This is a genomic window from Microbacterium sp. NPDC055903 (assembly GCF_053615555.1).
This window is the reverse complement of sequence record NZ_JBSHCA010000002.1, coordinates 560858-572244: the sequence shown is the minus strand read 5'-3', so window position 1 is coordinate 572244 and position 11387 is coordinate 560858. Positions and strand designations below refer to the sequence as shown.

Genomic DNA, 11387 nt, shown 5'->3' with positions numbered 1-11387 from the left:
CGGCAACCATGACAGCCTACGCCAGGACGCGCGCCGATCCGGCGGTGGGAGGTGAAAGGATGGGGGTGTGAGTGCGAACGAACCGATCTCAGTGCCCTTCGCTTCCCCCGCGGCCGCTTCCGGGCCCGCACACGTCGAGACGCCGGTCGCCTATGACGGCATCCTGCTTGCCGGATTCGGCGGACCGGAAGGACAGGACGACGTCATCCCGTTCCTGCGCAACGTCACGCGAGGCCGCGGCATCCCCGACGAGCGTCTGGAGGAGGTGGCCCACCACTACCGCCACTTCGGCGGAGTCAGCCCCATCAATGCGCAGAACCGGGAGTTGAAGGCCGCTCTGGAGGGCGAGCTCGCCCGGCGGGGCATCGACCTGCCGGTGTACTGGGGGAACCGGAACTGGACGCCGTACCTCGCGGATGCGGTGCGCGAAGCGCACGCGGCCGGGGACGATACGCTCATCGCCTTCGCCACCAGCGCGTACAGCTCCTTCTCCAGCTGTCGGCAGTACCGCGAGGACTTCGCCCAGGTGCTCACGGAGACCGGTCTCGGCGATGCGGTCGCCATCGACAAGATCCGCCCCTTCTTCGACCACCCTGGGTTCGTCGAGGCCTTCGTCGAGGGTGTCAGGGCGGCCGTGGACGGCTTCCTCGCCGACGGCGTCGCGGCCGCGGCGATCCACGTCCTGTTCTCCACCCACAGCATCCCGACGGACGACGCGCTCCGCTCTGGCCCCAGGGACATCGACTGGGGGCCCGGTGGCGCGTACGCGGCGCAGCACGAGGCCGTCGCCGCCTGGGTGATGGATGCGGTGCGTGCGCAGATCCCCGCAGCCGCGGAGGTCACCTGGGAGCTCGTGTACCAGTCGCGCTCCGGTCCGCCGTCCCAGCCCTGGCTGGAGCCCGACGTCTGCGACGTGATCGGCGAGCTCGCGGACCGTGGCAAGGCCGCCGTCGCCGTCGTGCCGGTGGGCTTCATGAGCGATCACATGGAGGTCCTCTGGGATCTCGACACCGAGGCGGCGGAGGCGGCCGAAGAGGCAGGGCTCCGCTTCGTGCGCACGCCGACGCCGGGAGTGTCCGAGGCCTTCGTCGCCGGCATCGTCGACCTCATCCAGGAGCGTCTCGAAGGGGGAGGGGCCGCCGATCGTGCGCACGTGACCTCGCTCGGACCCTGGTACGACGTGTGCCGCCCCGGATGCTGCGAGAACGTGAGGGCCGGCTTCAAGCCGGCCGCCGCCGGCATCGCTCCCTAGGATGGTCTCCATGCGCATCCACATCGCCACCGATCACGCAGGCCTCGACTTCTCCACTCAGCTGCAGGAGCACCTGAGCGGCGCGGGACACGAGGTCGTCGATCACGGTCCTGTGGTCTACGACGCCGTCGACGACTACCCCGCGTTCTGCATCAGGGCAGCGCAAGCCGTGGTGCGGGACCAGGCCGCAGGGGTCGAGGCGCTCGGCGTCGTCTTCGGCGGATCCGGCAACGGCGAGCAGATCGCGGCGAACAAGGTCGCGGGGATCAGGGCGGCGCTCGTCTGGAACCTCTCCACCGCCGAGCTCGCCCGCGAGCACAACGACGCGAACGTCATCTCCATCGGGGCCAGGCAGCACACCTTCGAGGAGGTCGTGAGCTTCATCGACCGTTTCATCGCCACGCCGTTCTCGAACGACGAACGGCATGTGCGCAGGATCGGCCAGATCGCCGATTACGAGCGCGACGGCTCGCTCCTCCCGGATCCGCGGGCCTGACGTGCCCGAGGGGCACTCCGTCCACCGGATCGCGCGTCAGTTCGACCGGAACTTCGTCGGGAAGGCGCTTGGCGCGTCGAGCCCTCAGGGCCGTTTCGCCGAGGGGGCTGCGGTTCTCGACGGACGCGAAGCTCTGAGCGTCACGGCAGTCGGCAAGCAGATGTTCCTCGAGACAGAGGGCGATGTCTGGCTGCGGGTGCACCTCGGTCTCTACGGCGCCTGGGACTTCGCGGGAGAGATCCTCGTCGATCCGACCATCGCCTCCGCGAACGGCAGGATGGGGCAGACGAACCAGCGCGGGACCGAGCTCGACGACGCGATCATGGACGATGCGGGGGAGAACTCCCTGACGTCGATCGGAGCACCGCGGCGCACGCGTGTGCACGTGCGGATGTCCGAGCAGACCAGAGGCTTGAGCGACGACGGCTCCGAGTGGCCGCCTCCCGTGGTCGGTCAGGTGCGGCTGCGCCTGTTGACGGACCTCACCTGCGCCGACCTCCGAGGCCCGACGGCGTGCGTGCTCCAGACGCCGGACGAGATGCTCGCCACGGTCGCCAAGCTCGGTCCAGACCCCCTCGTCGGCGATCCTCTCGAGAACGAGGAGCGATTCGTCGCGGCGGTGCGCAAGAAGAGCACACCGATCGCGCTGCTGCTCATGGACCAGGCCGTCGTCAGCGGGATCGGCAACGTCTATCGCGCCGAGATGCTGTACCGCGCGCGGCTGAACCCGCACACTGCAGGAAAGAGCGTGCCGGAGGACGTCGTCCGCGCGCTCTGGCACGACTGGGTCCGACTGCTCGCCATCGGCGTGGAGACCGGTCAGATGATGACGATGGACGATCTTTCTCCCGAGCAGTACCGTGCGGCGATGGCCAGCCGAGACGATCGGCACTGGGTCTATCACCGTGCGGGCCTGCCCTGCCGTATCTGCGGCACGGAGATCGCCCTGGAGGAGATCGGCGCGCGCAAGCTCTACTGGTGCCCTCGCTGCCAGGCCTGATCGGGCATTCCGCGTGCGCTGACGGGTGCACCGGTGTCACCCGTGCCAGGATGACCTCACGTTCCGCCCGATCGCGAGATAGGAGATCGTCATGGACCTATCCGGCGTCGAGACCTTCCTCTCGTGGCTCAGCGGCATCGTCTGGGGGCCTTTCGTCCTTCATCCCCCTGCTGCTGGGCACGGGTCTGTATCTGACGTTCCGCCTCGGCGGCATCCAGTTCCTCCGCCTCGGCGCCGCCCTCAGACTGGGCTTGTTCACCCGCAAGGATTCCGGTGCGGACGGCGACATCTCCCAGTTCCAAGCGCTCACCACGGCATTGGCGGCGACGGTCGGAACAGGCAACATCGTCGGCGTGGCCACCGCCATCGGCATCGGCGGACCAGGGGCCCTCTTCTGGATGTGGGTCACCGGCCTGCTCGGCATGGCATCGAAGTACTCCGAGGCCTTCCTGGGCGTCCGGTTCCGCAAGACGGATGCCGCCGGCGACAAGTCCGGGGGACCGCAGTACTACCTGGAGCGTGGCATCCCGAACCGCTTCGGACGGTTCCTCGCCCTCTTCTTCGCCGTGGCGGCGGTCTTCGCCTGTTTCGGCATCGGGAACATGACGCAGGGCAACTCGATCGCCTCCAATCTCGAGAACAGCTTCGCCGTGCCGACGCGGGTGACGGGCCTCGTGCTCACGGCATTCGCCCTGCTCGTGCTCGTGGGCGGCATCAAGGCCATCGGTCGCGTGACGGCGGGCCTCGTCCCGATCATGATCATCTTCTATGTGCTGGGGGCGCTGTACATCCTCATCGCGAACATCGGAGACGTCCCCGCGGCGTTCGCGCTGATCTTCACGGATGCCTTCACCGGAACGGCTCCGATCGGCGGCTTCGCGGGATCTGCGATCATCATCGCGGTGCAGTTCGGCGTCGCCCGCGGCATCTTCTCGAACGAATCGGGCATGGGATCGGCCGCGATCGCGGCGGCCGCGGCGAAGACGAGCCACCCGGTCCGCCAGGGGCTGGTGTCGATGACCCAGACCTTCATCGACACCATCATCGTCGTCACCTGCACCGGCCTGGTCATCATCACCACCGGCGTCTGGAACATGACCGACCCGGAGACGGGCGCTCAGATCAGTCCCGCGCTCATGACCGGGGAGGCGTTCTCGCACGGCCTGCCCGGCGAATGGGGGCACTACATCGTCACCATCGGTCTTGTGATGTTCGCCGGCTCCACGATCCTCGGCTGGTCGTACTACGGCGAACGCAACATCGAACGGCTGCTCGGTCGGCGCGCGGTCATGCCCTTCCGGATCGTCTTCTCCCTCGTCGTCTTCGTCGGCTGCACCCTGCAGCTCGGCGTCGTGTGGGCGTTCTCGGACGTGATGAACGGGCTGATGGCGCTGCCCAACCTGATCGGCCTGCTCGTGCTGTCCGGCCTCGTCGCCAGAGAGACACGGAAGTACCTCCAGCACGATCCGAAACTGCGTGCGACCACCGAGGAAGTCGATGCGTTCATGGCGGGCGACAAGGGATACGAGGACTGGAAGACCCAGGCGATACCGCTGCCGAAGGGATGAACCAGGGACGCTCGCGCGTAGGCTGGGACGATGCGCCAGAACCCCAGTTTCACCCTCGCGGACGTCGCGGAGATCCGTCGGGTGATCGAGCAGAACCCGTGGGCGACGATCATGAGCACGGGCCCGGATGGCCCGGTCGCATCGCACTACGTCGTGCTGCTGGACGACGACCGCGACGATCTGACGGTGGTCGGTCATGTCGGCCGTCCGGATGACGCGGTGCACGGCATGGGCGAGCGCGAGCTGCTGGTCGCGTTCCAGGGTCCGCACGGGTACGTGTCGCCGGGGTGGTACGGACCGGAGACGCCTGGCGTGCCGACGTGGAACTACACGGCGGTGCATCTCTCCGGCATCCCTGAACTGCTGACGACCGAGCAGAACCTCGCCGTGCTCGACCGCCTCGTCGAGCGATTCGAGTCGCGGATGAACCAGCCGAGGTTGATGTGGGAGCGTCCGAACGACGAGGCCTTCGTGCGGCGCCTCGAAGCAGGCACGGTCGGCTTCCGCCTCACTCCCACCCGCGTGGTGGCCAAACGGAAGCTGAGCCAGAACAAGGACGCCGCCACGATCGAGCGGGTGATCGCAGAGCTGGAGAGCGAGGGGGAGTACCGCAACCCCGCTCTTGCGGCGGAGATGCGGCGCGCCCAGGATGCGCGGGCCCGGAGCAGTCTGTGACGGCGGGCGGCGAGGTCGGCACGCTCCGCGCGGTGCGACTCGTCGGCCCGGGCGCGGAGTTCCTCATGGACGACGATCCGGTCGACCTGTTCATCGCGGACGGCCGGATCGTCGACATCGCGCCGACCGGGGCCTTGCCCCCGTCCGGTGACATCTGGGAAGCAGGCGGAGCCTGGGCTACCCCGGGGCTCTGGGATCATCACGTGCACACGGTGCAGTGGGCGCTGGCCTCCGAACGTGCGGCCCTGCACGACATCAGGTCGGCCGCCGGAGCTGCGCACCGGATGGCGGACGTCGTGCCGCTCGAGGACGGACGGAGGGTCGGCGCCGGCTTCCGTGACGCGCTCTGGCCGGAGCCGCCGAGCCTCGCGGTACTGGATGCGAAGACCGGAGAAGTGCCGACGTATCTTGTGAACGCCGACGTGCACAGCGTGTGGTTGAACTCCGCGGCGCTGCGCAGAGAGGGCTTCGTCAGCGATGACGGGATGCTCCGTGAGGGCGACGCGTTCGAGATCTCGAAACGGCTGAACGGCGCGGACGTCGCGCACGCGGATGCCGCCGTGCTCCGTGCCGCAGCACGGGCGGCGACGCGTGGTGTCACAGGGATCGTCGATTTCGACATGGCCTGGAACGCCGAGACGTGGACCCGCCGCACCGCTGCCGGGTTCTCCGCTCTCCGTGTGGAATTCGCGACCTATCCGGAGGACCTCGAGCGCGCGATCGCAGAGGGGCTGACCTCGGGGGCGGTGCTGCCCGGGACACCGTCGTCGGTCCGCGTCGGACCTCTCAAGATCATCACCGACGGCTCACTCGGAACGCGCACGGCCGCGTGCACGCACGCGTACTCGGAGTCGGACGACCGGGGCGCGTTGAACGTGGATGCCGAGCAGCTGACGGCGCTGATGACACGGGCGACGGGAGCGGGTCTCTCCGTAGCAGCGCACGCGATCGGGGACGTCGCCGCGGCCGTCGCTCTGGATGCCTTCGCCCTGACCGGCGCCACGGGGACGATCGAGCACGCCCAGCTCATCCGCCACGCGGATCTGGCCAGGATGTCCCGGCTCGGCATCGCGGCGAGCATCCAGCCCGCGCATGCGGTCGATGACAGGGACCTCGCCGAACATCTGTGGCGGGCACAGACCTCGCTCGCTTATCCGATGCGCTCGCTTCGCGATGCGGCGGTGGAGCTGCGACTCGGATCCGATGCTCCGGTCGCCCCGCTGGACCCCTGGCGCACGATCGCCGCCGCGGTCAGCAGGGAGGACGATGCCGGTGCGACCTGGCACGCGGACGAGACGATCGGTCTCGATGACGCGATCAGGGCGAGTGCGCGCAGCGCCCTGCGACCGGGAGCCGTGGCCGATATCGCGGTGGTCGGGCTGGATCCTCGCAGGGCATCACCGGCGCTGTTGAGAGAGATGCCTGTGTTCGCCACGCTGCTCGGAGGCCGGCTCACGCACGAGGGCTGAGATCAGGACGGATCGAACGAGGAAGGGCACCGGACGTTCGTCCGGTGCCCTTCCTCGTTCGCGGAGAACTCAGGCGGCGATGTGCGCCACGAGGAACCAGCGGTCCTTCTCGAGCCCGCGGACGATCTCGATCGCCACGTCCTGGCTGGTGAGGTCGATCTCGTCGAGGCCCTCGATGGCGGCCTTCGCGTCCACGAGGACGGCGTCGATGTCGGCGATGATCGTGCGGATGATCTCGTCCGACTGCGCGAAGCCGGCCGGAACGCCCGTGGTGGGCGCCTTGGCGGCGACAGCGGCGAGACGGGCGTCGATCGGGAGGCCAAGGGCGACGATGCGCTCCGCGGCCGTGTCGGCGAAGTCGCCGGCGTGGGCGACGATCGTGTCGAGCAGCTCGTGGACGCCGATGAAGTTGGCACCGCGGACGTGCCAGTGCGCCTGCTTGCCGTTGATGGTCAGCGCCTGGAGGCCGAGGACGACGGGGGAGAGGAACTGCGCTGCCGCAGCCGCGACGGTCGGGTCGCTGACGGTGGTGGAAATGGTGTCTGCCTTGCTCATGTCTGCTCCTCTGGAACGGCTTCTTCGAACCTGATATCCCCAACGCTACTCAGGCTGAGGCATTCCGCAAGCAAGCTGAGGCTGGGCTTACAGGCCCGGAATCACGCGGGAAAACGGGGATGGAAGGATAGTCTCGCCTTATGAGCGTCTCGTCTTCCGCATCCGTCATCGCCCTCGCCAACGGTGCGCCGCAGATCCATCCTGAGGCGTTCGTCGCCGATGGCGCGCGGATCGTCGGCGGAGTCCGGCTCGCTGCGGGATCGAGCGTCTGGTACAACGCGGTCATCCGTGCCGACTCGGCGGAGATCGTCCTCGGTGAGAACAGCAATCTGCAGGACAACGTGTCGGTGCACGTCGATTCCGGGCATGGCACGCGGATCGGCAGGAACGTCTCCGTCGGCCACAACGCGGTCGTGCACGGATGCACGATCGGGGACGGGACGCTGATCGGGATGGGTGCTGTCATCCTCTCCGGCGCGGTGATCGGGAGCGGATGCCTGATCGCCGGAGGGGCCGTCGTCCTCGGCGGCGCGGTCGTGCCGGACGGATCGCTGGTCGCCGGTGTCCCTGCGAAGGTCCGCCGAGCCCTCACCGACGAGGAGCGCGCGGGGTTGGTCGCGAACGCAGAGACGTACCTCGACCACGTCCGTGCCCATGAGGCGGCGACCGTCGTCGGGGATGCGGAGCACCGGTAGTCTGGATCTTCGCGGGGCCGTAGCCAAGCTGGTCAAGGCAGCGAGCTCATAACTCGACGATCCGTGGGTTCAAGTCCCACCGGCCCCACTCGCTCCCTCAGCTCTCCTCCGACTCCACCTGCGGACGCCCGATCACTCCGATGCCCACAGCTTCGTGGCTGGGCTCTTCGTCTGGCCTCGGAGGCGCTTTCGGTTCCTCGCCTGGTTCCTTCTCGGTGCTCGGTTCGCGCAGTTGGTCGTTCGTGGGGACCTCCTCTTCCGTGGGGACCCGTGTTCCGTCGGACGGCGCGCTCACAGCGGTCTCTCCTCGTCGGCACCGGTGGCGAGTCGATCGGCCTCCGCACTATCCACCCCCGAGGGGTCGGTATCCGGGTCGAGGACCTCTTCGCCGTCGACCTCGCGCGTGGCGGGATCCTGAACGTGCCGGTCGTCGTCCGGGAGCGGAAGGGGTGGCGGGAACGGGTTCGACATGATGCTCTCCTCTCGTGGTGAGGCGAGGTTATGCCGCGGCGACGGCCTCACCCACGGGGTTGACGCCCGCCTCGCGGCGCGGTAGCGAAACGATATGTATCTCGGAGAGAATGCGGACTCGTCGCTCTATTACGCGGAACCATCAGGCTGACCCCCGCGCGGGGGCGATTGCGACCTCGTACGCCTGAACGGTGCGCGAATACCCGTAGCTTCGTGCTGTTCCCGCAGCCAGGGGACGTCGACAACTGGGGAGTGAATAATGATGAGATTCGGCACGCGCGCGACGAAGGGGATGATCGTGGTGATCGTCGGCATCGGAGCAGTCGTGATGACGGCGAGCCCTGCTCATGCGGCGGGCGGATCGTATAACGTCCCGATCGCGAGCGGCTGCGACAGCGCGACCGGCACGCAATGGGTGCAGTGGGGGAGCGCGCAGACGGCTCAGGGGGGAAGCGTCACGGACGTGCCGTTCGCTGCTGACCTGGTGCTGAGTCCCGCAGACGCGCATCTCGTCGTCGTGGGCGGTACCACGCAGCTCGGCACGGGAACGCTCGAGTTCACCCGTGAATCGGATGAGCGCGCGCGGATCTCCGGGATCCAGGGCGACGCCACCAACGTCCTCGCTCAGCTGCGCGGCACGACCACTGCCTATGCGATTGGCGCACCGCTGCCTGGTGGATGCGTGGTGGTTGAGCCGACGGAGCCGACCGAGCCGACCGAGCCTACGGAGCCTACGGAGCCTACGGAGCCTACGGAGCCTACGGAGCCGTCCGAGCCGTCCGAGCCGACGGAGCCTACCGAGCCGACGGAGCCTACCGAGCCGACGGAGCCGACCGAGCCTACCGAGCCGACGGAGCCGACGGAGCCGACCGAGCCGACGGAGCCGACCGAGCCGACGGAGCCGACCGAGCCGACGGAGCCGACCGAGCCAACGGAGCCGACCGAGCCGACCGAACCCGTCGCGCAGGGCGGTACGCAGAGCCCGAGCACGACACGCACCGACGTCGAGGCGGACCGCCTCGCGCAGACCGGGTCGGCCGACGTCTCGCCGCTCGTCGCAGCAGGTGCGCTCGGGACCCTGGCGGGGGCGGCGCTTCTGATCCGCCGGAAGGCATCGAGAGCGTGAACCACGCGCCGCGGGGCTGTCTTTCGCAGGGACGGGCCCGCGGCGTCCTCACATCACGTCGCCGATGTAGGAGTACTTCACGAAGACCTCCGCGGCGATTCCCGACTCCTCGAGCACGCCCTGCACGGCGGTCATCATGTAGTTGGAGTCCCAACCCATGTAGAGGAAGTGCGATTCGTCGAGCTCGTCCCAGTGCCCTCTCCAGGCCATGGCGTCGTAGAGGGGGCCGCCGTGGGCGGCGCTGTACGACAGCGCTGCCGAACGGTCGTCGGTCCAGGCGCGACGGAACACGCGGTTGAACAGGTATTTGATGTCGCGCACATCCCAGTGCTCGCCGCGGTACTCGACATAGGCGAACTCGCGATCCCACCCCGCCGGCCATCCGCGTCGTCGCACGGCGTCGAGGATCGGGGTGAGCCCGTCGTCGTCGATCTCCTGCGAGTCCGGTCGTGCCCAGATGCGCAGGAGCGTCTCCGTGAGGCCTTCGGTGCGACGGGCGATCGCCGCAGTGCCCCAGGACTCCATCTCGGCGAGCTCCCGCGTCGCGGCGATCGCGCTGCGGGAGTACGCGCCCCGCTGCTTGTCGGGGAAGGACTCGCCGAACACCCGTTCGGCCAGGTGCGCTTCGAGCAGCGTCAGATTTCCCAGGGTGGGCGCGAGGGCGCGATGGCTGTTCTGCTCGTCCTCCGAGTAATCGCTCCAGGGGCGGATGCCGTCGCCGGACCAGGTCTCGCCCGGTGCGAGCGGGACGATGTGCTCCAGGTCGAAGGAGCTCGGGTCCGTCACTCCCTCCAGCCGGGCGAGCACATACGCGGCGTGGGGGAGTTCCCGATACTTGATGAAGGCGCTGACCCGCTCATCGGACGGCGTGATCCTGGCGAAGGCACGCCGCAGTGCCGTCGAGCCTTCGCGGCGGGCTCGGCACAGCCGGGCGATGAGGCGGTCGGTGGGCAGGTTCACGATCGCCCGCCGCAGGTACAGCGCCTGGATCCATTCGAGCGTCTCGATGAACGTCGCGCGGTCGATGACGCCTCGGCGGTGATCGCTGTACGCGCTCAGCACCAGGGGATACGGCGCCCGGCCGAAGGTGTTCACGAAGGCGAGCTGTCGGCGGATCTCGTCGTCGGGCTCCAGCGAGGGGTCGAGCAGCACCTCGTACAGTTCGGCGTAGTGCCGCCAGATCGCGGCATCCGCCTGCAGATGCGCGACGTCCACGCGCGGGAACGACCGCCGGAAGGCGCTGTAGACGCCGTGCTCTCCGTCGATGGCGACCTCTCGGCCGGTGGTCATCACGAGGTAGTGCCGCCAGAACGCACCGATGCTCTCGCCGGTGTGCCGCTCGATCGGCAGCCAGAAGCGCTCCTCGACGTCCTGCTGCTCCGCGTGGGTGAGCCCCATCAGGATGTAGTTGTGGATGAGCTCGTGATCGCGCAGCGGTTCGCCGGTCGAGTTCAGGCTCTCGAAGATCTGCTGGGCGTTCGCGTCTGGGCCGAGAGTGATCGAGACGTGCTCGAGTCTCTTCAACCCCCGCCAGATTCGGGGCGCCTCATCGGCGTGCACCTGGCTGCGGAAGAACGCGTAGTTGTCGTCGAAGCGCGAATCCCGATCGCCGTCCCGACGGTCGAGGACGACGGAGTCGTAGAGCTCGGCCCATGCGTCATGGGGGCGCAACCGGGTTCGGCGATCATCCTCACCGCGGACGAGCACGCGCTCCAACTCGGCGGCCATCGTCGGGTCGCCGTCTCTCACCGTGTGGTGCAGTGCGGCGACGAGGAGCATCAGCGTCGTGATCCGCTGCTGCCCGTCGATGAGGATCAGGTCGGTCGCCGAGGCGTCCTTGGCGGACAGGATCGAACCGATGAAATGGCGATGCCCTTCGGCCTCTCCTGCGACGGCGCGGACGTCCGAGAGCAGCCGCTCGCAGGCGCCGATGTCCCAGCGGTACTGCCGCTGATACACGGGCACGACGATCGCTGTACCGGGGGAGGAGAGCCACTCGATGGTGCTGGTCGCGGTCGCTTCGACGTTGGTGGCCTGTGCCATGTTCTTGCTCTTGCTCCTCACCACGGCGCAAACGCGT

General features: G+C 68.3%; 10 protein-coding genes, 1 tRNA gene and 1 pseudogene. 9 read left to right on the top strand and 3 right to left on the bottom strand.

Annotation, left to right across the window (positions count from 1 at the left end):
- The first annotated feature begins 67 nt into the window (after positions 1–67).
- The 6 genes and pseudogenes from ACWGJP_RS12160 to ACWGJP_RS12135 all read left to right on the top strand — a co-directional run bounded on the left by ACWGJP_RS12160 (position 68) and on the right by ACWGJP_RS12135 (position 6460).
- Positions 68–1252 carry a ferrochelatase gene (locus ACWGJP_RS12160; protein ID WP_452330040.1) on the top strand — a complete coding sequence of 395 codons (1185 nt, stop codon included), beginning with the start codon at positions 68–70 and terminating at the stop codon, positions 1250–1252.
- Between the two features lie 10 nt (positions 1253–1262).
- A complete protein-coding gene (locus ACWGJP_RS12155) occupies positions 1263–1748 on the top strand; it encodes a ribose-5-phosphate isomerase (protein ID WP_452330039.1) in 486 nt (161 codons plus the stop codon).
- A 1-nt stretch (position 1749) separates the two neighbouring features.
- Positions 1750–2748 (top strand): Fpg/Nei family DNA glycosylase, encoded by a 999-nt coding sequence (locus ACWGJP_RS12150; RefSeq protein WP_452330038.1) that lies wholly within the window; start codon positions 1750–1752, stop codon positions 2746–2748.
- 91 nt (positions 2749–2839) lie between these two features.
- Positions 2840–4316, top strand: a pseudogene (locus ACWGJP_RS12145) (alanine/glycine:cation symporter family protein).
- A gap of 30 nt (positions 4317–4346) precedes the next feature.
- Positions 4347–4991 (top strand): FMN-binding negative transcriptional regulator, encoded by a 645-nt coding sequence (locus ACWGJP_RS12140; protein WP_452330037.1) that lies wholly within the window; start codon positions 4347–4349, stop codon positions 4989–4991.
- Positions 4988–6460 (top strand): amidohydrolase, encoded by a 1473-nt coding sequence (locus ACWGJP_RS12135; protein ID WP_452330036.1) that lies wholly within the window; start codon positions 4988–4990, stop codon positions 6458–6460. The genes ACWGJP_RS12140 and ACWGJP_RS12135 overlap by 4 nt, the downstream gene beginning before the upstream one ends.
- A gap of 69 nt (positions 6461–6529) precedes the next feature.
- Here ACWGJP_RS12135 and ACWGJP_RS12130 read toward each other — a convergent pair whose 3' ends face one another.
- Positions 6530–7015, bottom strand: coding sequence for a Dps family protein (locus ACWGJP_RS12130; protein ID WP_452330035.1), 486 nt, complete (start codon positions 7013–7015; stop codon positions 6530–6532).
- A gap of 140 nt (positions 7016–7155) precedes the next feature.
- Between ACWGJP_RS12130 and ACWGJP_RS12125 the strand changes: the two genes are divergently transcribed.
- On the top strand, positions 7156–7710 hold the full coding sequence (locus ACWGJP_RS12125) for a gamma carbonic anhydrase family protein (protein WP_452330034.1): 555 nt from the start codon (positions 7156–7158) through the stop codon (positions 7708–7710).
- Between the two features lie 13 nt (positions 7711–7723).
- A tRNA-Ile gene (locus ACWGJP_RS12120) sits at positions 7724–7798 on the top strand.
- A gap of 203 nt (positions 7799–8001) precedes the next feature.
- Here the strand turns inward: ACWGJP_RS12120 and ACWGJP_RS12115 are convergent.
- Positions 8002–8181: a hypothetical protein gene (locus ACWGJP_RS12115; RefSeq protein ID WP_452330033.1), complete on the bottom strand. Its 180-nt coding sequence runs from the start codon at positions 8179–8181 to the stop codon at positions 8002–8004.
- A 259-nt stretch (positions 8182–8440) separates the two neighbouring features.
- Here ACWGJP_RS12115 and ACWGJP_RS12110 point away from each other — a divergent pair, with 259 nt between their 5' ends.
- Positions 8441–9307 (top strand): LPXTG cell wall anchor domain-containing protein, encoded by an 867-nt coding sequence (locus ACWGJP_RS12110; protein WP_452330032.1) that lies wholly within the window; start codon positions 8441–8443, stop codon positions 9305–9307.
- Between the two features lie 48 nt (positions 9308–9355).
- Here the strand turns inward: ACWGJP_RS12110 and ACWGJP_RS12105 are convergent, their stop codons facing one another.
- Positions 9356–11350 (bottom strand): DUF262 domain-containing protein, encoded by a 1995-nt coding sequence (locus tag ACWGJP_RS12105; protein ID WP_452330031.1) that lies wholly within the window; start codon positions 11348–11350, stop codon positions 9356–9358.
- Positions 11351–11387: the final 37 nt, after the last annotated feature.